Origin of the sequence: Kitasatospora sp. NPDC101176 (assembly GCF_044768035.1) — a bacterium.
GTDB lineage: Bacteria > Actinomycetota > Actinomycetes > Streptomycetales > Streptomycetaceae > Kitasatospora.
Genome location: NZ_JBIWPA010000037.1, coordinates 49,038 through 67,805, shown reverse-complemented (window position 1 = coordinate 67,805; position 18,768 = coordinate 49,038). Strand labels below are relative to the sequence as shown.

Genomic DNA, 18,768 nt, shown 5'->3' with positions numbered 1-18,768 from the left:
GCCGGGGTTGCGCGGTGGGTCCGGCCGGGGGCTGCCGGGCATCCGGCCGGGCGTTGCGGGCCGCCGGTCCGGTCGGGGGGTCGGCCGGGTGCTCCGGTCCGGGGTTCCGCGCGGGGGCTCGGGGCGGGGTTCCGGTCGCGGGGACTCGCGTGGTCGGGGGCGGGGTGGGTAGCGTCACGGCCGAGGGTGGTCCGGTGGGCCGGGGTTCGGGCGCGAGGCGGGGTGTCGGTGATGACGGACGGCGAGTGGTGGCGCAAGAGCGGGCCGTGGAGCGACCGTTCGGGGGGCGGGGCCGGGAGCGGCCCGGCCGTGCCCGGGCCGGCTGACGGCGCCGGTGCCGCCGGGGGAGCCGCCGCGGCGTCCGACGGGGACGGCGTCTACGACGTGCCGGCCACCGGGGGCGCGGGCGGCGTGACCCCGTCGGTGCCGCTGGACCCGCCGCGGGCGGCCGCGAGCTCGCCGGTGTCGATGGACAAGCCCCGCTTCGAGGCGGCGGCCGAGCAGGACCCGGACGCCCTCCCGCCACCGCAGGTGTACAGCTCGGGGGCCAACGGCTGGGACCTGGTGCTGCTCAACTTCTCGGACGCGCCGCCGGCTCCGCCGAAGGCCGTCCCCGAGCAGCGGGCCGGCGCCGAGCCCGCGGCGGGGGCCGGGGCGGCCGCCGGGACGGCCGACGCGGCCGCGGGGAAGGGGCGGAAGCAGCGGAAGGCCCGGGCGAAGGCGGCCGCCGCGGAGCAGGCCAAGGCCAAGCCGGCCGCGGGCCCGGCACCCGCCGACCAGCCGGGTGCGGGCGCCGCGGCGGGGGTGCGCCGGCCGTCGCTGCTGATCCTGCTCTCCTGCGGGATGCTGGTCGGCGGTGCGGTGTCGAGCTTCTTCCCGGCCATGCTGGTGGGGTGGGCGCTGGGCTACCTGTCCAGGCAACTCTCGGATCTGATGCGCAAGTTCGCCATCCTCGGGGTGCCGCTGATCACCATGAGCGCGGCCACCCTGCACGCCATGCAGGCCAAGCAGGGCGCCCAGGGCGGTGCCGGTGTGCAGGCGGGCTCCCAGCTGACCCAGATCAGCTGGTCGGCGGCGCCGGGAGTGCTGCGGCTGTCGGCGGTGCTGTCGGCGGTGGTCCTGCTGCTGCTCAGCCTGCGGCGCCGGCCGCCGCAGCAGGGCTGACGGGCAGCCGTCCACAGGCTGGCTCGTCAGCCGGGGGCCCGGCGGTCACCCGTCGGCCGCGCCGTCCTTCGGTACGAGGGCGGCGAAGCCGGTGCAGAGCTGGCGGATGCTCCGGGTGAACTTCTCGTCCTGGGTCAGCCGGGGCATCGCCCCGCCCATGATCAGCGGGAACCGCGCGCACAGGTCGGCGTAGCGCTCGGCGGTGACGGCGGGCGGCGAGGCCGGCTGGTTCTGCTCCTGGAGGACGAAGCCGGTCGCGTGGCTGAGCAGGGTGTCGGCGGCGATGCCGCAGTGGGCTTCGGGCAGGCCGGCGTCGAGGAGGGTGCGCAGCAGGCGCTCCATCAGGGACAGGCCGCCGGTGCTGAGGACGCCGGGGCTCTCGGCGAGCAGCAGCGCGCCGCCCGGGTGCCGGCGGATGGCGTGGCGCAGGGTGGTGGCCTGGGCCTCGATCCGGTCCTGCCAGGTGGCGGTGGGCGGGAGGGAGGTCAGGGCCTCGGTGCCGGCGTCGTAGGCCTGTCGGCAGACCCGGTCGGCCATCAGCGCGAGCAGTTCGTCCTTGCCACGCACGTGGTAGTAGAGGCTTCCGGCGTGGGCGTCGAGGCGGTCGGCGACCTGACGCATGGACAGGTTGTGGTACCCGACCTCGGCGAAGACGGCCATGCCCGCGGCGACGATGCGCTCCTTGGTGAGCTTCATGGGGACCACCGTACAGCCTTTTCCAACACCGTTCGAAAACTGTGCTAGCTTTGCGCCAGCAGGTTTCGAACGGTGTTGGAAAACGCCGCAACCGGGGGGGAGGGCCAGGACATGGAGGCGATCGTCTTCAACGTGACCACGGCCGCGCTGATGGTCATGATGGTCAACTGCGGGCTCGGCGTCGTCGGCCGCGACACCCTGCGCGGGCGGCCCGTCCCCTGGGCGGCCGTCGCGCTGACGGCGATCGCCGTCGGCGGCGTCCTGCTCCAGCTGCTCTGGTCCGGTGCCATGGACGCGCTCGACGCGGACCCCGCCAAGTCCGGCTGGTGGCGCGAGTTCACCTCGGTGTTCATGCAGAACGGCGGCCTCGGCGGCGGCGTCTGGAACCTCGCCACCCTCGCCGCCGTCGCCGCGCTCGCCCAGTGGTACTGGGGCGGCCCGCTCACCCTCGCCTTCTTCCTCGCCGGCGTCCTGCTGCCCGGCCGGATCGACGACCTGCTCGGCTTCGGCGACGGCCCCAGCACCGACCCGCGCAACTTCGCCGGCAGCTCCGGTGCCACCTACTTCCTCGGCGCCACCCTCGCCCTCGCGCTGCTCACCCGCACCGGCCTCGCCAAGGAGCGCGCCCTGGCGGTCGGCGTCCCGGTGCTCGGCCTGGCCATGTGGCTCGCCCAGGACAACGGCCACGGCCTGGTGGCGGTCTACGGTTTCGCGCTCGCCGCGGCGGTCCACGCCGCCCGCGGCCTGGTCACCCGCCCGAAGACGGACCGGACGGCCGACCGGGCCGAGCACGACGCGGCCTGACGGAGCGCGCTGCGCCCCAGCGCAACGCGGCCCGACCCACCACGACCCGACCGGGCACGACGCGGCCCGACAGCGACGCGGCCCGACCGACCACGACCCGACCGGGCGCTACGCCGGCCCCGCCGCCCGCAGCGCCCGGTCCACCAGCGCGTGGTGGCGTTCCCACCAGTCCGCGATGCGGACGGCCGCCCGCATCGCGTAGGCCTCGACCAGGTCCTCGCCGTCCGCCGGCAGCGCGAGGTCGAGGTACTCCCAGCGCGGCCACCAGTCCCAGGGCGCCTCCCCCACGAGGGGCTCGCAGGCTTCGTCCAGGTGGTCGTAGACGGCCGGATCCGTCGCCCGGATCCCCAGGAACGGGCGCAACTGCCCCCGCTTCTCGAAGGGGTCGGGCTTGGCCCGGGAGCCGAGGCCGATGCCTGCGCGCGGCCTCCCGTCGGCGGTGCACCAGGCGGGTCTGGTCAGCAGGACGGCGCGTTCGGGGTAGGTCTCGGGCTCGCCGCCGGTCCTGGTGCGGCCCTCGGCCCGGTAGTCGAACGGGGCGACGACCCGCACCGGCCCGGCCAGGCCGAGCCCGCCGAGCGCGGTGCCGACGGCGGCAGGCAGCCGGGTGAGCACGTCGCGGGCCGCCGCCCGGGCGTCGAGCAGGTGCTCGCCGTGACCGAGCCAGAGCCGGGCTGCCGCCTGGTTCGCCGGAGCCATGCCGGTCATCCTCTCCAAGGTCTCCAGGAGGTCCGCGGCGGTCTCCCGGCCGCGGTGGGCGTGCGCGGGGCGCGGGGTGTCGGCGAGGGCGCGGCGGAGCACCCGCGCGAAGGTGCGCAGCGACACCGCGGTGAAGCGGCCGTCGGCGGGAGCGTCGCCGTCGAGCGTGAGGAACAGCAGGACGAGCGGCTGTGGTTGGGCGTGGTCGTCGGCGAGGCGTTCGGTCTGCCGGGGGCCCTCGGCGGCGTCCACCTTCAGCTCGATCACCAGCTTGAACGCGGGCGCGGTGACGACGATGTCCGCGCGCGACCGCGCCCGCACCACCTCCAGCTCGACCCGGGCCCGGTGGAGCCCGTCGGCGGCGGCGAGGTCCGCGCGTCCCGCGGTGGCGAGCAGCCCGGCGAGGACGGCGGTGCCGAGGCCGTGCGGGCGGCGGGGGTCGAGCAGCCAGCCGATCAGCAGCTGGTGCGAGCGTTCCCTGCGGTCGGACCCCAGGACGTCCAGCACGGTGGTGGGGCCGGGCATCCAGAGTCCGGCGGTGTTCAGGCGGGTGATCTCCGCCTCGGCGGCCGACCACCGGTCGGCGTCCGCCGGCGTTCCGTTCGGTGCGGCCACCGTCCCCTCCCCGGTCGTGTTCCCGACCGATCCTCGCAGCCCGGGCGTGCGCCGGGCGGTCCGTCGGCGCTGCCGATGCGCAGTCGTGACGCGGGGCCGGCCGGGGTGTCGGCGGGCCGGTGTGTACTGGCTCCGCACCGGTGCCGGCACCCGCCCGTGCCGACGGTGGCCCGCACCGGTCCGAACCGCTCCCGTGCCGTGGAGGTGGCCGATGGCCCGACTGTCCGTCCGTTCCGGCCTGTACCCCGACGCACCCCTGGTGCCGGTGGCCGTGCTGCTCGTCGACCCGGAGGGCGGCCCCGGCGAGCGCGCCCTGAACCGGCTGGGGTCGTACTGCCACGAGGGCGACGGGGTGTTCCACCTGGTGCAGACCGACGGCTGGGCCGAGCACGCGTGGGCGGGGGGCCGGTTGGCCGTGGACGTCGCGGTGTACCCGTTCGCGCTGGAGCAGGTGGGTGTCGATCCGGCCGGTTTCCCCGTCCGGTCGGCCGTCGACCCGCGGGCCGTCGTGGTGCTGCGGGCCGAGGCGGCCGTCGGGCCGGAACTCGCCGCCCGGCTCTGGGAGGGCACGCTGGTGGTCAGGGCCGCGGCCGGCACCCCGGTCGGGGAGGCGCTCGCCGCCGGGGACGACCCACCGATCGTCCTCGCGCCGCCGCCGGAGGGCGACGCGGACGACGACGCGGAGGACGACGACGCGGAGGACGGTGACGAGGGCCCCGACGAGGGCGGCGGTGACGGTCCGGGGGAGGGCTGAGGCGGGGGCGGCGCGGAGTCAGGCGGCCTGCCCGGCGGCCGAGGTGAGGATCCGGGAGACGACGAGCCCGGGCGCGTCGGTGGGGAGGGCGTGGCCGGCGCCGGGGACGATCTCGACCCGCGCGTGCGGGGCGAGCCGGGCGGCCGCCCGGTGGGCGTCGTGCAGGGCGCTGCGTTCGCCGAGCAGGACGAGGGTCGGGAGGCCGGCGAGCCGGGCGAGCTCCCGTTCGTCGAGGGTGGTGGCCGGGGGGAGTGCGCGGCGGAAGCCGAGGGAGGCGCGGACGAGGGTCATCAGCTCGGTCTCCAGGATGGTGCTGTTGTCGACGAGGCGGGCCAGTCGGGGGCGCAGGGGCCGCGGGGCGGTGGCGGCGAGGCCGCCGGCGATCAGCCAGGTGTAGAAGCGCCGGCCGGGGTCGGCGAGGCCGGCCGGGTCGACGAGGGTGAGGCCGGCGGTGCGGCCGGGGCGGTGGAGCCGGTGCTGGAGCGCCAGCCAGCCGCCGTAGGAGCAGCCGACCAGGTGGGGGTCGGACAGCCCCAGGGCGGTGAGGAGTTCGTCGAGCCAGGCGGCTCCGTCGCGGCCGTCGCGGACGGGGGCGGTCTGGATGCTGGCGCCGGGTTCGCCGACGGTGTCGACGGCGATGACGGGGTGGTGCTCGGCGAGCGGCGCGACGTACCGGTGCCACATCAGGGCGTTGCCGCCGGAGCCGGGCAGCAGCACGAGCGGCCGTCCGCGGTCGGGGCCGGTGCGGTAGACGCGGGTGGTGCCGAAGGAGGTCGGCAGGTCGAGGGTCGTGCGGTGGCCCGGCCAGAGCTGGGCCAGGGCGCGTTCGTAGGCGGCGCGGAAGCGGTCTTCGGTCTTGGTGTTCCGGAACTCGCTGATTCGCATGGTACAGATGTATCACAGGCATGATACGGATGTACCAGGAGTCGGTGAGCGGAGGCCGCACCATGACCACGAAGCCCGACCACGAGGAGCGCCGGCGGCAGATCGCCGAGGCGCTGCTGCGGATCGCGGCCACCGACGGCCTGAAGTCGGCCAGCATGCGGGCCGTCGCGACGGAGGCCGGCGTCTCGCTGCGCCTCGTGCAGTACTACTTCACGACGAAGGAGGGGCTGCTGCTCGACGCCTTCGCCCGGCTCGGCACCCAGCTCCAGGCCCGCATGCAGCGGTGGATCGGCGACGCGCGCGCCCCGCGGGAGGTGGTGACGGCGATCCTGTCGAGCATCCTGCCGACGGACGAGGAGAGCCGCCGGATCACCCGGACCTACACCGCCTACTACGCGCTGGTGCTCGACGACCCCGAGGTGATGGGCCGTACCGGGGCCGGTCAGCCCGACCTGCTGGAGGGCTTCCTCGCCCGGCAGCTCCGGGCGGCACAGGAGAGCGGCGGGATCGACCGGGAGCGGGACGCCGGGATGACGGCCGCCGGACTGCTGGCGATGGTCAACGGCCTGGGGTCGAGCGTGCTCGGCGGTCAGCGCGACGGCCGCGCCGCGCTGGCCGTCCTCACCCACCACCTGGACGAGCTCTTCCGCCCGTCCGCGCCCGGCGGCCGGGTCTAGCCCGGCCGTCCGGCTCCGGGCCGGACGCGCCGTGACCGCCCGATGCGCGCAGCGCCCCGCCCGGCACGGGCCGGGGAGGCGCTGCGGGTCGTCCGTCGTGATCAGGCCGCGGCGGGGGCTGCGGCCGCCCGGGCCTGGGCCTCGGCCTGGGCCCGGCCGCGGGCGCCGGCCCGCTTGGCGTAGGCGATCGTGAAGTAGACCAGGCCGCCGAGCACCGCGTACGGGAGGATGCTGTTGACGGTCACCACGGTGCCGTGCGGCATCGTGTAGACGAGCGCGATCCGCAGGACCGCCTCCAGGACGAAGGCGGTGCCCCACACGATGGTCAGGTTGCGCTGGACGCGGCGGAAGCCCGGGTACTGCCACATGCCGTTCCACCAGGAGACCATCTCCGGGGTGCCGTCGGTGGCGAACTTGCGGCCGAAGTAGAACATGATCGGCCGGGGCGCGGCGAGCGAGGCGAGGTAGAACACCCCGAGCAGGCCCGAGACGAACGAGTCCTTGGCCAGCAGCATCTTCGGGTCCTGCGGCCCGATCAGCGCGACGACGAGCGAGAGCCCGACGAAGACCAGCGAGACCACGGCGAACTCGTCGATCCGGCGGTGCCAGGCGAGGTAGATGACGGTGTCCAGCACCGGTCCGAGGCCCGAGAGCAGGATGGCGGCGGACTCGCTGTAGCCGTGGTCGTGCAGCTGGTTGTAGATGAGGATCGGCGCCGCGACGTTGAAGGTGAGGCTGACCAGCCAGCCGAGTGCGGCGGCCTTGCCCTTGCGCGCGGGAGCGGCCGGGGCGATGGAAGTTGACACTCTGTTGATTCCCCCGAGGTGGTGCGGATGGAGCGCGCCCATTGTGGCGGACCGGTCGGTCGGTCGCCTAGCCGGTAGTGCTCTGTGGATCACTGCCGGGGTCGCGATCCCGGGCCCGCACCGCGGAGGCCGGTGCCCGCCCCCGTGGGGCACCGGCCTCCGCAGCCTCCTCCGCCCGCCGCTCCGCCCGCCGCCGCGGCCCGGTCAGCGGTCGAAGCCCGCCAGCAGTCCGCGCGGGTCGAAGGTGACGCGGATCCGGGCGATCCGCCCGTTCTCCACGTGCGTCCAGTTCGCCGTCGTCGTCGGGTCCGCGACGGAGGTGTGCAGGTCGAACCAGGTGATCACGTCGTTGCCCTCCGCCACCCGGCCGTGCACCTCGATCCGCTCCAGCACCTGTCCGAGCCGCCGCAGCCCGTTCAGCGCCTCCTCCGCCCCGGAGGCGGTGCCCAGTGTCCCCACGAAGTCGACGTCCTCCGCCAGCAGCCCGCGCAGCGTCTCGAAGTCGCCCGCCTCCCAGGCCGCGAAGTAGGTCTCGGAAATCTCGCGTGCAGTCCTCGTCGTCGTCATGGATCCATCCTCTGCCCGCCCGATCGATCCGTCCAACAGATGGATCAGATGCCGACTATCGTTCCTGATTATGGAGATGCACCAGCTGCGCTACTTCGCCGCCGTCGTCGACGAGGGATCGTTCACGGCCGCCGCGATGCGTCTGCACGTCAGCCAGTCCGGGGTCAGCACCCAGGTCGCCAAGCTCGAACGCGAGCTGGGCCAGCAGCTCGTCGACCGCTCCGGGCGGGGTCGCGTCCGTCTCACCCCGGCCGGGGAGGCGGTCCTCCCGCTGGCCAAGGACGCGCTCGCCACCCTGGACGCCATCCGGCACACCGCCGCCGAGTTCGCCGACGCCGTCCGCGGCCGGGTCCGACTCGGGATGATCATGGGCTGCTCGATCCCGCCGTTCCTCGACGTCGTCGCCGACCTCGGCCGCACCCATCCCGGCATCGAACTGAGCCTGCACGAGGGCCACTCGGAGCGCCTCCAGGCGCAGGTGCTGGCCGGCGCCCTCGACCTGGCCCTGATCGGCTTCGCCGGCGACCCCGCCCCCGGCCTGGACGTCACCGTCGTCCTCGACGAGCCGGTCGCCGCCGTCGTCCCGGTCGGCCACCGCCTGGACCGGGACGGGCTGACGCTCGCCGACCTGCGCGACGAGAAGATCCTCTGCCTCTCCCCGGGCACCGGCATCCGTGCCGCCTACGAGCACTCCTGCGGACTGCTCGGCCTGGAGCCGCGGGTGGACATCGACGCCAGTTCCCCGGCCACCCTGCTCCTGCTCGCCCGGCGCGGCGCGGGCGTCGCCGTCCTGAGCCCGTCCTCCATGGACGGCGAGGGCCTGCGGGCCGTCCCCGTCGTCGACGCGGCGACGCGGTCCCGCCTCGGCCTGGCCGCCCGCCCCGACCAGCACTCGCCGGCCGTCCGGCTGCTGTACGCGAGGCTGCGCGCGGCGCTGGCCGGCCCCGCCGGGGAGCCGCCGCGCTGAACGGCCGCACTCGACCACCGCGCTGGACCGCTGCGCGTCGCCGCCCCGCGCCAGGCCGCGGCTCAGGCCCCCAGGAAGCGCTGCAGCTCGTCCAGCACGAAGTTGGCGCCGGTGTAGCCGATGCCCTGGAACCACAGCTGGTCGTCCACCGGGAAGGCCCGGTGCGCCCGCACCGCCCCGAGCGCCTGCCAGCCGGGGCTGGCCAGCGCCGCGGCGGTGCCCGCCCGCTCCGGGTCGCCGTACGTGGCGTAGAGCAGTAGGTCGCCGTCCGCCCGCCCGATCTGGTCCAGCGGGACCTCGACGTCGGACTGGTCGACGTTCTGGGCGTCCGGTCGCGCCACCTGGGCGTCGGCCAGCACCGTCCCGGGGAAGCTCTGCCGCCCGAACATCCGGATCCCGCCGCCCTCGACGAACCGCACCAGGCTCACCCGGCGGCCCGACAGCTTCGCCGCCGACAGCGACTGCGCCACCTGCCCGGCGTGCTTCTGGTAGGCGCCGGCGAAGGCCGCCGCCGCGTCCTCCCGGCTCAGTGCCTGGGCGTGCAGCTGGACGTTCGCCTTCCACGGCGCGCCGCTGGTCTGGGTGAGGACGGTCGGTGCGATCTCCCGCAGCCGGTCGTACCGGTCGCCGTCGCGGGTCTGGTTGGACAGCAGGAGGTCCGGCCGCAGCGCCCGGACCGCGGTCAGGTCCGGTGCGCCGGCCGGGCCGATCAGGCGGATCCCGGCGACCCGGGAGTCCGGCCAGTACTCCGGGAACCGGGTGTCGGCGGCGGGGAGCGCGGCGCCGACCGGGGTGATGCCGAGGGTCAGCGCCGAGTCCAGTGCGTCCGTGTCCAGGACGACCACCCGCAGCGGAGCGCCCGGCACCACCACCGGGCCGGCGGCGGTGTCCACCGTGACGGGTGGCGGCGGGGTCGGGGAGGCGGAGGGGTCGGTGCCGACGCTGTCGGTGGTGGGCGGGGCCGGCCGGCCCGTCGTGCAGGCCGTCAGGCCGGTCGCGCCGACGGCGGCCCCGCCGAGGCCGGTGAGGAACGAACGGCGGGTGATCCGGTGCATCGGCGGTCCTCGGACGGTCGGACTTCGGGGGCGCGTCGATTATGTCCGGGTTGATGGCTGGATTTCCGTTAAGTACCCGCGCCGTGCCGATGGCGTGCCCGCCGTCCCCCCGCGTCCCCCCGCCGTCCCCCCGCCGTCCCCCCCCGCCACGAACGGGCCGCCTGACCGCCCCCAGCCCTGCGCCGGTCGGTCAGGCGTCCACCGTCGCCGCCCAGGGGGCGCCCGGGACGACCAGCGGCGTGCCCGTGACCGGATCCGGCACCACCACCGAGTCCAGCCCGAAGACCTCCCGCACCAGCCCGGCCGTCACCACCTCCCCGGGCGGGCCCTGCGCCACCACCCGGCCGTCCCGCATCGCCACCAGGTGGTCCGCGTACCGCGCGGCCTGGTTGAGGTCGTGCAGCACCGCCACCACCGTCCGGCCGCGTTCGACGTTCAGCCGGCGGACCAGGTCCAGCACCTCCACCTGGTGCGCGATGTCCAGGTAGGTGGTCGGCTCGTCGAGGAGCAGGATGTCGGTGCCCTGGGCCAGTGCCATCGCGATCCAGGCGCGCTGGCGCTGGCCGCCGGAGAGCTCGTCCATGCTGCGCGCGGCCAGGTCCGCCGTCGACGTCCGCTCCAGCGCCTCCGCGACGGCCGCCTCGTCCTCGGCCGACCACTGCCGCCACCAGCTCTGGTGCGGTTGCCGGCCGCGGGCGACGAGGTCCGCCACCGAGATGCCCTCCGGGGCGGTCGGCGACTGCGGCAGCAGGCCGAGCCGCTGGGCGATCCGCTTGGTCGGGATCCGCGCCAGCTCCTCGCCGTCCAGCAGCACCGCGCCCCGGACCGGCTTGAGCAGCCGGCCCAGCGCGCGCAGCAGGGTCGACTTGCCGCAGGCGTTCGGGCCGACGATCACGGTCACCCGGCCGTCCGGGATCCGCACGTCCAGGTCGTCGACGACCGTGCGCGCCTCGTAGGCCAGGGTGAGGCCCCGGGCCTCCAGGCGGTGTGCGGTCATCAGGAACCTCCACGACGGGATCGGATCAGCAGCCACATCAGGTAGGGCGCGCCGACCAGCCCGGTCACCACGCCCACCGGCAGTTCGGTGGGTGCCAGCAGCCGCCGGGCGATCAGGTCGGCCAGCACGACCACCAGCGCGCCGGTCAGCGCCGAGCAGAACAGCGGGACCTGCGCGGACCGGGCCAGCCGCAGCGCGATCTGCGGCGCCATCAGGGCCACGAAGTCGACCGGGCCGGCGGCGCCCGCCGCGCAGGAGGCCAGCACGACGCCCAGCAGTGCCGTGCCGAGCCGGATCCGGTCCAGCCGCAGGCCCAGGCCGACGGCCGTCGCGTCGTCGAAGGAGATCGAGCGCTGGGCGCGCGCCGCCCACAGGGCGACCGGGACGGCCGCCAGCAGCACCCGCGCCAGCCAGCCGGCCTGGTCGTAGCCGGCGCCGTTCAGACTGCCCGTCATCCAGACCTTCGCGGCCTGTGCCTGGAAGGCGTCGCCCTTGGTCAGGAAGACCGAGGTGAGCGAGGAGAGCGCCACGCTGATCCCGATGCCGATCAGGACGAGCCGCTGCGCGTGCAGGCCGCGCCGCCAGGCCAGCGCGTAGACCAGGCAGCCGGCCGCCAGGCCGCCGGCCACCGCAGCGTACGGCGCCTGCCCGGTCGAGCCGACCACGCCGTAGGCCGTCAGGCCGACCACGGTGGCGGTCGCGCCCCAGGTCACGCCCACCACGTCGGGGCTGGCCAGCGGGTTCCGGGCGACGGTCTGGATCAGCGCCCCGGCCAGCCCGAACGCCGTACCGACCAGCAGCCCGACCACCACCCGCGGCAGCCGGAACTCGCCCACCACCAGCTCGTGCGGACTCGGCCGGCCCAGCACCACCTTCACCACCTCGACCGGCGACACGGCGGACTCGCCGAGGCAGAGCGAGGCCACCGCGGCCGCCGCCAGGGCGACCAGCAGGCCCAGCGCCACCGCCGCCGAGCGGCGGTGCAGCAGGACCGAGGCCCGCCCGGCCCGCAGCGCGGTGTACCCCGGCAGGGAGACGGAGCTCATGCGGCGACCACCTTCCGCCGCCGGACCAGGGCCACCAGGACGGGTACGCCGACCAGCGCCGTCATCACGCCGGCCGGGACCTCGGACGGCGGGAAGAGCACCCGCCCGAGCGTGTCCGCGAGCAGCAGCAGGGCCGGGCCGAGCACGGCCGAGAAGGCGAGGACCCAGCGGTGGTCCGCCCCGGCGACGGCCCGGGCCGCGTGCGGGACGGCGAGGCCGACGAAGGCGATCGGCCCGGCCGCGGCGACGGCCGAGCCGGTCAGCACCGTCGCCCCGAGCGCGCCGACCGCCCGGACCAGGCCGGTCCTGGCGCCCAGCCCCTTGGCGGTGTCCTCGCCGAGCGCCAGCGCGTCCAGACCGCGTGCGACCGCGACCACCAGCACCGTGCCGACCGCCAGGAACGGCAGCAGCTGCCAGGCGACGTCCGAGGTCCGCCCGGAGAGCGAGCCGACGTGCCAGAAGCGGAACCGGTCCATGGTGGCGGCGTCGGTGGTCAGCACCAGGGTGTTGAGCGAGGCGATGAAGGCGGACGCCGCCGAGCCGGCCAGCGCCAGTTTGACCGGGGTGGCCCCGCCCCGGCCGCGCCCGGCCAGGCCGTACACCAGCACGGTGGCGACGACGGCCCCGGCGAAGCCGAACCACACGTACCCGGTCAGGGTGGAGACGCCGAACCCGGAGATGGCGACGACCACGCCGGCGGCCGCGCCCTGGGAGACCCCGAGGATGCCGGGGTCGGCGATCGGGTTGCGGGTGAGGCCCTGCATGACGGCGCCGGCGAGGCCGAGCGCGGCGCCGACGGCCAGCCCGACGACGGTGCGCGGCAGCCGCAGTTCGCGCACGACGACGGCGTCCGCCGTGCCGCCGCCGTGCAGCAGGGCGTCGACGGTGTCACCGAGCGGGACGGTGCGGCTGCCGACCGCCAGGCTCAGCAGCACCGCGACGGCCAGCACCGCCAGTGCGGCGGCGAGCCACGGTATTCGCCGGTGCGGCGTCCGTCCTGCGCCGGGCGGCGCGGTGGTGTCGGTGGTGTCGGTCATGAGGCCTCTCCGCAGACAACTCAGGCAAACCTAAGTTCCGTCGCGAAGCCGGGGCAAATCCCCTCGTCGGGGGCGCCGGCGGTTGGATAGCCTGGCGGCATGCCCGAGACCTCCGCCGCCCCGCTCACCGTCGGTTTCGACCTCGACATGACGCTGCTGGACACCCGGCCGGGTATCCACGCCACCTATCTGGCGCTCTCGGCCGAGACCGGCACCCCCATCGACGCCGACCTCGTGGTCACCCGGCTCGGCCCGCCGCTGCTGGACGAGATCCGCAACTGGTACCCGGAGGAGGAGGTGGAGCGCGCCGCCGCCCGCTACCGCGAGCTCTACCGCGACCACGCCTTCGCCCCGACCGTCGCCCTGCCCGGCGCGCACGCCGCCGTCGAGGCGGTCCGCAGCCACGGCGGCCGGGTCGCGGTGATCACCGGCAAGTACGAGCCGAACGCCCGGCTGCACCTGGAGCACGCCGGCCTCCACGCGGACGCGCTGGTCGGCGACCTGTGGGCGGAGACCAAGGGTGACGCGCTGCGCGAGCACGGCGCGAGCGTCTACGTCGGCGACCACCTCGGCGACATCCGGGGCGCCCGGCACGCGGACGCCGTCGCGGTCGGCGTGGCCACCGGCCCCTACGGCGCGGACGAGCTGCGCGCGGCGGGCGCGGACGTGGTCCTGGCGGACCTCACCGGGTTCCCGGCCTGGCTCGCCGCCCACCTCGCGGGAACGCGCTAGCCGGCGGACTCCGCCCGCCGGCGCTGGGCCCGCGCGTTGCGCAGCAGCCCGACCAGCGCGGACAGGAACCCGGCCGGCATCAGCATGCTCAGCCAGTACGCGGCCGTCGGCAGCGGCGTCAGGTGCAGGAACAGCGGGACGAAGGTGACCAGGGTGGCGAGCGCGCCCAGGCCGAACACCACGGTGCCGGCCTTGACGTACACGTCGCCGGGGTCGGCGCTCTGGCTGCTCACGTCTGCTCGCTCCTCGGGGCTGGCGGGCGCGGTGCCCGGCGGGGCGTCCAGTCTGGCAGAGCGGCGGCCGGGCCCGCCCACCGGAGCGGTCCGGTCACGTTGCGCAGTTTCTCGGAAGCTGAACGTTTTGATCCCTGCTGAGCGGGGGTATGCAGGGGGTGCCGAGGGGTGCGACAGGTGCGCCCCGTGTCCTCAGACCCGGGGGTGTGAGCCGATGGACCGCGCCGAGTCGCGCCGCGGCCGTGCCAGGGCCGGGTCGCCCGCGACAGCGAGATCGCCGCGTCCGCACCGCCCGCTCCGGGCCCCGGTCGCGGATCTTCCGCGGAACGCGGATGAGGCAGTGACGGACCGTTAGTCTGCTCCTGACAGCGTGCCGACCGTGAGCGCCCGCGGGCGCCGAGCCGAGGTCGTCCGCCTTTCCCACCACCCAGTGATCCCCGGCCAGGGCCGGGATCCCTCACACCCATTCGAGGACTGTTCGAGATGCCCACCGGCCAGGTCAAGTGGTTCAACGAGACGAAGGGCTTCGGCTTCCTGTCGCGCGACGACGGCGGCGACGTCTTCGTCCACACCAAGGCGCTGCCCGCCGGTGTCACCGTGCTCAAGCCCGGCCAGCGGGTCGAGTTCGGTGTGGTCGCCGGCCACCGCGGCGACCAGGCGATGGCCGTGCAGCTGCTGGAGGCGCTGCCGTCGGTGGCCGCCGCCCAGCGCAAGAGCGCCGACGACATGGCGCCGATCGTCCAGGACCTGATCACCACGCTGGACGCGGTGCTGCCGGGCCTGCAGCACGGCCGCTACCCGGCCAAGCCGACGGGCCAGAAGCTGGCCGGCCTGCTGCGCGCGGTGGCCGACCAGTTCGACGTCTGAGGCCCGCGGGCCCCGGCCGTGGCGGCCGGCTTCAGAACGCCAGCGCACCCGGGTCGAGCGGGGGCACCAGCCCCTCCGCGGCGGCCCGGGTGAGCAGCGCGCGCACGGCCGCGTAGCCCTCCTCGCCGAGGTCCGCGGTGAACTCGTTCACGTAGAGGCCGATGTGCTGGTCCGCGACGGCCGGGTCCATCTCCTGGGCGTGCGCCAGCACGTACCCGCGGCTGGCCGCCGGGTCGTCCCAGGCCTGCCGGACGGAGGCGCGGATCGTCCCGGCCAGCTCGCGCAGCCGTTCGGCGCCCAGCGAGCGCCGCGCGACGATCGCGCCGAGCGGGATCGGCAGCCCGGTCTCCCGCTCCCAGGCCTCGCCCATGTCGGCCAGGCTGTGCAGCCCGTACTGCCGGTAGGTGAAGCGGGCCTCGTGGATCACCAGGCCGGCGTCCACCCGGCCGTCCCGGACGGCGGGCATGATCTCGTGGAACGGCAGGACGACGATCTCGCCGAACCCGCCGGGCACCGCCCCGGCCGCCCAGAGTCGGAACAGCAGGTAGGCGGTGGACCGCTCGGACGGCACCGCCACGGTCCTCCCGGTGAGGTCCGCCGGCGCCGCGGTCCCGGGCCGGGTGAGCACCAGCGGGCCGCAGCCGCGCCCCAGCGCGCCGCCGCAGGGCAGCAGGGCGTACTCGTCGAGGACCCAGGGCAGCGCGCCGTAGCTGATCTTCAGCACGTCCAGTTCGCCGCGTTCGGCCAAGCCGTTGGTGACGTCGATGTCCGCGAAGGTCACCTCGGGGGCGTCCGCGCCGGCCACCAGGCCGTGCGCCCACGCGTGGAAGACGAAGGTGTCGTTCGGGCAGGGCGAGTACGCGATGCTCAGCCGTTCAGCCACGGCCGGCCTCCTCGATCAGTTCGGTGACGGGCAGCGCGGCGAAGGCCGCCTCCAGGGCGCCCAGGGCCTGGCCGATCCGCCAGGCGGCCCGGTCGCGCGGGCCCACCGGGTTGGAGACGGTCCGCAGCTCCAGCACCGGTACGCCGTGTCGGGCGGCGGCCTCGGCCACGCCGAAGCCCTCCATCGCCTCGGCGAGGGCGCCCGGGTGGCGCGCGGCCAGCTCGGCGGCCCGCCGCGCGCTGCCGGTGACGGTGGAGACGGTCAGCACCGGTCCGGTGAGGGCGCCCAGCGCCCCGGCGGCGCGGGCGACGGCCGCCGCGGGAGGGGTGTGCCGGACGGTGCCGAAGCCGAGCTCGGTGACGTCGGCGAAGCCGTCCCCGGTCTCGGCTCCGAGGTCGGCGGCGACGATCGCCGCGGCCAGCACGGTGGCGCCGACCGGGGCGTGCGGGGCGAAGCCGCCGGCGATGCCGGCGGAGACGACCAGGGCGTAGTCGTGCGCCCCCAGCGCGGCGGCGGTGGCGGCCGCGGAGGCCGCCGGGCCGACCCCGCCGGCCAGCACGTCGACCGGGGCGTCCTGGGCGCGGTGCAGGCCCCCGCCGGGCAGCGGCAGCGCGGCGGCCGTGCCGCCCAGCCCGCGCAGGACGGCCTCGGCCTCGGCGGGCACCGCGACGACGACGAGCAGCCGGGCCCGCCCGGGGCCCGACTGCTCGTTCCGCCCGTCGGCGGGCGCGTGCGCGGTCACCGCAGGGCCGTCAGTTGTCCTGGGTGTTCAGCTGGAAGTACCAGACGGCGACCGGGTTGTCCGAGTTCTTGTCGCCCTCGACGACGGTGACCAGGGTCTTGCCGGAGGCGTTCAGCAGCTTGGCGGCCTGCTGGGAGCCGGAGTAGGTCGCGCCCTTGGCGTACGAGAACAGGCTGTAGCGCCCGCCCTGGCCCTGCGAGCCGCCGTTGGTGAAGGCCCACCAGCCGCGGTCGGCCACGTTCGGGGAGACGCCGACGCCCACGTTGTCGCTGACCACGACGTCGGAGGTCGGCAGGGTGCCGTCCTTGAGGGCCTGGGTGGCCTTGTCCTGGCACTCCTGCTGCAGGTCCTCGGTGATCGGGCTGCCGCCGTTGAAGCAGAGCGGGTCCGCGGCGATCGAGGAGTTGCCGACCGTGATGGTCGCGCGGTGGGAGCTGTGCTCGGTCTGGTCGCTCGCGATGGCGACGGAGGTGCCGACCGTGGCGACACCGACCACGACGACGGCGCCGAGGGCGGCGATGACACGGGTATTGAGGCTCATGCGTCAGAATCTACCGGGCTTCGCCGATCACGCTACGCGGGGGTCGGCCACCGCGTGTTGCCCTGAGCCCGGTCACGCCACCCGGGGTGCCGCCGGGCGCCGGCGCAGGCCCACCCGGAAGAGCGAGCGGACCGTCCACAGCAGCATCAGGCCGACCACCCCGGCGGCCACCGACAGCCCCAGCGTCCCGTTCAGCGGCAGCACGATGCCGACCGCGCCGCCCGCCACCCAGGACAGCTGCAGGACCGTCTCCGAACGGGCGAAGGCCGAGGTCCGCACCGCCTCCGGGACGTCCCGCTGGATCAGCGCGTCCAGCGCCAGCTTGCCCAGCGAGGCCGCCACCCCGGCGACGCCGGCGACCAGGATCACCGTCACCGCGCCGTACCAGAGCGCGGCCGCCGCGGTGGCGCAGGTCGCCAGCAGCAGCATCGCGGTGACCGTCGCCTCCGGGCCGCGGGTGCGCAGCCAGGAGCCCAGCACCGAGCCCAGCGCGTTGCCCGTCCCCGCGGCGAGCGCCACCAGGCCGAGCGCCAGCGTCGGCTGCAGGCCGCCGATCGGCTCGTCCCGCAGCAGGAACGCCAGGAACATCACCAGGAAGCCGACCAGCCAGCGCAGCGCCGACATCGCCCGCAGCGCCAGGATCACCGACGGGCCGACCGTGCGCAGCGAGGCCTTCGGGGCCTTGGCTCCCGGCCGGGCGTGCTCGCCGTGGACCTCGGCGTGCAGGACGGCCCGCTGCTCGCCCTTCGCCGAGTCCACCTCGTGCGGCAGGTGGAAGGCCATCAGGGTGCCGATCACGAAGACCAGGAAGGCCCCGCGCAGCGGCCAGCCCGGCCCGATCAGGTGCAGCAGGCCGCCCACTCCGGCGGCCACCCCGGTGGCCAGCAGCCCGGCCAGGGTGACCCGGGAGTTCGCCTTCACGAGCGACAGCTGCTTCGGCAGCAGCCGGGGCACCACGACGCTGCGCACCACCCCGTAGGCCTTGGACGCCACCAGCACGCCCAGGGCCTCCGGGTACAGCGCCAGGCCGCCGCCCGCGATCACCCCCGCCATCGTCCAGGCCAGCACCGCCCGGGCCAGCATCGACATCGCCATCGCCGCCCGGCGGCCGTGCGGCAGCCGGTCCAGCAGCGGGCCGATCACCGGGGCGAGGATTGCGAACGGGGCCATCGTGATCAGCAGGTAGAGCGCGACCCGGCCGCGGGCCTCGCCGGTCGGCACGGAGAAGAAGATGGTCGAGGCCAGCGCGATGGTGATCAGCATGTCGCCGAAGGAGTTCAGCGCGTGCAGCTCGATCAGCTTCGCCAGGCCGGACTCGCCGGCGCCCTCGGCGGAGGTCGCCTTGCGGATCCGGCGGCCGGTGCCGTGCACTACCCGGCCGGTGCGCGCGCCGGCCGCGGAGGCGGTGCGGACCAGCAGGTTGCGGTGCGGCTCGGCGGCCTCCTCGGCGAGGTCCTCGTCGAGGGCGGTGAGGTGCCGGGTGTGCACCGCCGTGTCGTCCGCGTCGTCCGCGGGGTGTCCGGCGGGCCCGTCGCCCCGGCCGGGGCCGGGGCCGGGAGCGGTCTTCAGGAGGCTCACGACGGCGGTGGGCGGCGCGGGAGGGCCCCCCGGCTGCGGTTCGCCCGCAGCGAGGACCTGGGGCTGCTGTCGCGGCACGGCGGTCGCCTCGTCGGGGCTGCCGGCCTGCGAGGCGCGCAGTGGGTGCTGCGACGGGTTCTCGTCCGCCACATTGCCCATCCTGCCCCAGAATCGCCGTGGTGACGCGGGATTCGACCCCGTTCGGCGCGGCCCGGCACGCTCTCCGGAACGGCCGGTACCGCCCCGGACTGTGCCGCGGCACCGACCGACGGGTAGCCTGCCCAGGGTCCGGTCATCGGGCGCCAGGGCCCCTGCAGGCCCGGACGGGCGGCGCGGCCGGTACCCGCGGCGGCCTCCGGTCGCGCAGAATGGACGAGGGACTACCGAGCCGCGACGGGACAGGCAACACGCCGTGGGCGACAG

Annotated in this window: 21 protein-coding genes; 7 read left to right on the top strand and 14 right to left on the bottom strand. The window is 75.6% G+C overall.

The features are described 5' to 3' along the window. Nucleotides 1-231 precede the first annotated feature (231 nt). Nucleotides 232-1,164: a hypothetical protein gene (locus ACIRS1_RS33640; protein WP_402845969.1), complete on the top strand. Its 933-nt coding sequence runs from the start codon at nucleotides 232-234 to the stop codon at nucleotides 1,162-1,164. 45 nt (nucleotides 1,165-1,209) lie between these two features. Here the strand turns inward: ACIRS1_RS33640 and ACIRS1_RS33635 are convergent, their stop codons facing one another. Then, nucleotides 1,210-1,860 carry a TetR/AcrR family transcriptional regulator gene (locus ACIRS1_RS33635; RefSeq protein WP_387900791.1) on the bottom strand — a complete coding sequence of 217 codons (651 nt, stop codon included), beginning with the start codon at nucleotides 1,858-1,860 and terminating at the stop codon, nucleotides 1,210-1,212. A gap of 111 nt (nucleotides 1,861-1,971) precedes the next feature. Between ACIRS1_RS33635 and ACIRS1_RS33630 the strand changes: the two genes are divergently transcribed. After that, nucleotides 1,972-2,664, top strand: coding sequence for a hypothetical protein (locus tag ACIRS1_RS33630; RefSeq protein ID WP_402845967.1), 693 nt, complete (start codon nucleotides 1,972-1,974; stop codon nucleotides 2,662-2,664). A gap of 108 nt (nucleotides 2,665-2,772) precedes the next feature. Here the strand turns inward: ACIRS1_RS33630 and ACIRS1_RS33625 are convergent, their stop codons facing one another. Next, complete coding sequence (locus tag ACIRS1_RS33625; protein WP_402845965.1) at nucleotides 2,773-3,978, bottom strand: PD-(D/E)XK nuclease family protein; 1,206 nt, start codon at nucleotides 3,976-3,978, stop codon at nucleotides 2,773-2,775. A 211-nt stretch (nucleotides 3,979-4,189) separates the two neighbouring features. Here ACIRS1_RS33625 and ACIRS1_RS33620 point away from each other — a divergent pair, with 211 nt between their 5' ends. Further along, the gene (locus ACIRS1_RS33620) at nucleotides 4,190-4,732 is read left to right on the top strand and encodes a hypothetical protein (RefSeq protein WP_402845963.1); all 543 of its coding nucleotides are present in this window, start codon (nucleotides 4,190-4,192) and stop codon (nucleotides 4,730-4,732) included. Nucleotides 4,733-4,750: 18 nt separating this feature from the next. Here ACIRS1_RS33620 and ACIRS1_RS33615 read toward each other — a convergent pair whose 3' ends face one another. Beyond that, complete coding sequence (locus ACIRS1_RS33615) at nucleotides 4,751-5,617, bottom strand: alpha/beta fold hydrolase (RefSeq protein WP_402845961.1); 867 nt, start codon at nucleotides 5,615-5,617, stop codon at nucleotides 4,751-4,753. A 62-nt stretch (nucleotides 5,618-5,679) separates the two neighbouring features. On the opposite strand from ACIRS1_RS33615, the gene ACIRS1_RS33610 reads away from it, so the two are divergent. Beyond that, the gene (locus ACIRS1_RS33610; RefSeq protein WP_402845960.1) at nucleotides 5,680-6,294 is read left to right on the top strand and encodes a TetR/AcrR family transcriptional regulator; all 615 of its coding nucleotides are present in this window, start codon (nucleotides 5,680-5,682) and stop codon (nucleotides 6,292-6,294) included. Nucleotides 6,295-6,395: 101 nt separating this feature from the next. Here the strand turns inward: ACIRS1_RS33610 and ACIRS1_RS33605 are convergent, their stop codons facing one another. Together ACIRS1_RS33605 and ACIRS1_RS33600 are read right to left on the bottom strand one after the other, a co-directional pair. After that, nucleotides 6,396-7,100: a VC0807 family protein gene (locus ACIRS1_RS33605; RefSeq protein WP_402845958.1), complete on the bottom strand. Its 705-nt coding sequence runs from the start codon at nucleotides 7,098-7,100 to the stop codon at nucleotides 6,396-6,398. Between the two features lie 204 nt (nucleotides 7,101-7,304). Next, entirely contained in the window at nucleotides 7,305-7,667 is a 363-nt protein-coding gene (locus ACIRS1_RS33600) for a nuclear transport factor 2 family protein (protein WP_402845957.1), read from the bottom strand. Between the two features lie 70 nt (nucleotides 7,668-7,737). Here ACIRS1_RS33600 and ACIRS1_RS33595 point away from each other — a divergent pair, with 70 nt between their 5' ends. Continuing rightward, a complete protein-coding gene (locus ACIRS1_RS33595; RefSeq protein WP_387900800.1) occupies nucleotides 7,738-8,634 on the top strand; it encodes a LysR family transcriptional regulator in 897 nt (298 codons plus the stop codon). A 62-nt stretch (nucleotides 8,635-8,696) separates the two neighbouring features. Here ACIRS1_RS33595 and ACIRS1_RS33590 read toward each other — a convergent pair whose 3' ends face one another. From ACIRS1_RS33590 to ACIRS1_RS33575, 4 genes are all read right to left on the bottom strand, one after another. Beyond that, nucleotides 8,697-9,689, bottom strand: a complete 993-nt coding sequence (locus ACIRS1_RS33590; protein WP_402845955.1) for an ABC transporter substrate-binding protein — start codon at nucleotides 9,687-9,689, stop codon at nucleotides 8,697-8,699. A 190-nt stretch (nucleotides 9,690-9,879) separates the two neighbouring features. Continuing rightward, complete coding sequence (locus ACIRS1_RS33585) at nucleotides 9,880-10,686, bottom strand: ABC transporter ATP-binding protein (RefSeq protein WP_402845953.1); 807 nt, start codon at nucleotides 10,684-10,686, stop codon at nucleotides 9,880-9,882. After that, nucleotides 10,686-11,732 carry a FecCD family ABC transporter permease gene (locus tag ACIRS1_RS33580; RefSeq protein ID WP_402845951.1) on the bottom strand — a complete coding sequence of 349 codons (1,047 nt, stop codon included), beginning with the start codon at nucleotides 11,730-11,732 and terminating at the stop codon, nucleotides 10,686-10,688. Before ACIRS1_RS33580 ends, ACIRS1_RS33585 begins: the two co-directional genes overlap by 1 nt. Next, nucleotides 11,729-12,769: a FecCD family ABC transporter permease gene (locus tag ACIRS1_RS33575; protein WP_402845950.1), complete on the bottom strand. Its 1,041-nt coding sequence runs from the start codon at nucleotides 12,767-12,769 to the stop codon at nucleotides 11,729-11,731. Before ACIRS1_RS33575 ends, ACIRS1_RS33580 begins: the two co-directional genes overlap by 4 nt. A gap of 99 nt (nucleotides 12,770-12,868) precedes the next feature. Here ACIRS1_RS33575 and ACIRS1_RS33570 point away from each other — a divergent pair, with 99 nt between their 5' ends. After that, nucleotides 12,869-13,501 carry an HAD family hydrolase gene (locus ACIRS1_RS33570; protein ID WP_402845948.1) on the top strand — a complete coding sequence of 211 codons (633 nt, stop codon included), beginning with the start codon at nucleotides 12,869-12,871 and terminating at the stop codon, nucleotides 13,499-13,501. Here the strand turns inward: ACIRS1_RS33570 and ACIRS1_RS33565 are convergent. Beyond that, nucleotides 13,498-13,734, bottom strand: coding sequence for a hypothetical protein (locus tag ACIRS1_RS33565; protein WP_402845946.1), 237 nt, complete (start codon nucleotides 13,732-13,734; stop codon nucleotides 13,498-13,500). The genes ACIRS1_RS33570 and ACIRS1_RS33565 overlap by 4 nt on opposite strands. A 483-nt stretch (nucleotides 13,735-14,217) precedes the next feature. Between ACIRS1_RS33565 and ACIRS1_RS33560 the strand changes: the two genes are divergently transcribed. Beyond that, the gene (locus ACIRS1_RS33560; RefSeq protein WP_360212598.1) at nucleotides 14,218-14,601 is read left to right on the top strand and encodes a cold-shock protein; all 384 of its coding nucleotides are present in this window, start codon (nucleotides 14,218-14,220) and stop codon (nucleotides 14,599-14,601) included. A 31-nt stretch (nucleotides 14,602-14,632) separates the two neighbouring features. Here the strand turns inward: ACIRS1_RS33560 and ACIRS1_RS33555 are convergent, their stop codons facing one another. The 4 genes from ACIRS1_RS33555 to ACIRS1_RS33540 form a co-directional block, all read right to left on the bottom strand. Next, nucleotides 14,633-15,484 carry a 1,4-dihydroxy-6-naphthoate synthase gene (locus tag ACIRS1_RS33555; RefSeq protein WP_360212596.1) on the bottom strand — a complete coding sequence of 284 codons (852 nt, stop codon included), beginning with the start codon at nucleotides 15,482-15,484 and terminating at the stop codon, nucleotides 14,633-14,635. Beyond that, the gene (locus tag ACIRS1_RS33550) at nucleotides 15,477-16,226 is read right to left on the bottom strand and encodes a futalosine hydrolase (protein ID WP_402845944.1); all 750 of its coding nucleotides are present in this window, start codon (nucleotides 16,224-16,226) and stop codon (nucleotides 15,477-15,479) included. Before ACIRS1_RS33550 ends, ACIRS1_RS33555 begins: the two co-directional genes overlap by 8 nt. A 10-nt stretch (nucleotides 16,227-16,236) precedes the next feature. Next, on the bottom strand, nucleotides 16,237-16,767 hold the full coding sequence (locus ACIRS1_RS33545; protein ID WP_360212592.1) for a hypothetical protein: 531 nt from the start codon (nucleotides 16,765-16,767) through the stop codon (nucleotides 16,237-16,239). Nucleotides 16,768-16,839: 72 nt separating this feature from the next. After that, complete coding sequence (locus ACIRS1_RS33540; RefSeq protein WP_402845992.1) at nucleotides 16,840-18,186, bottom strand: MFS transporter; 1,347 nt, start codon at nucleotides 18,184-18,186, stop codon at nucleotides 16,840-16,842. Nucleotides 18,187-18,768 lie beyond the last annotated feature (582 nt).